Source organism: Mameliella sp. CS4, from assembly GCF_019392335.1.
GTDB lineage: Bacteria > Pseudomonadota > Alphaproteobacteria > Rhodobacterales > Rhodobacteraceae > Antarctobacter.
In genome coordinates, this window is record NZ_JAHXRQ010000173.1 from 1 (window position 1) to 266 (window position 266).

Here is a 266-nt window from a genome sequence, read left to right on the forward strand (position 1 = left end):
GCTGGTGGTATAGATATACGGCCGGGCGAACTGGATCAGGCTCTCGATCAGCTCATCGCTGCCCGCCACAAACGCCCCGGCGGTGCCAAATGCTTTGCCCAGGGTGCCGACCAGCACCGGCACGTCCTCCTGGCTCAGGCCGAAGTGCTCGACGATCCCGCCACCCTTGGCGCCCAACGGGCCAAAACCATGGGCGTCGTCCACCATTAACCAGGCGCCTTTCGCGCGGGTTTCGCGGGCCAGCGCGGGCAGGTCGGCCAGGTCGC

General features: G+C 67.3%; 1 protein-coding gene. It reads right to left on the minus strand.

The window, feature by feature from the left end:
* A partial coding sequence (locus KZZ07_RS27005; protein ID WP_219520063.1) for an aminotransferase class I/II-fold pyridoxal phosphate-dependent enzyme occupies window positions 1–266 on the minus strand: 266 nt, incomplete at both ends.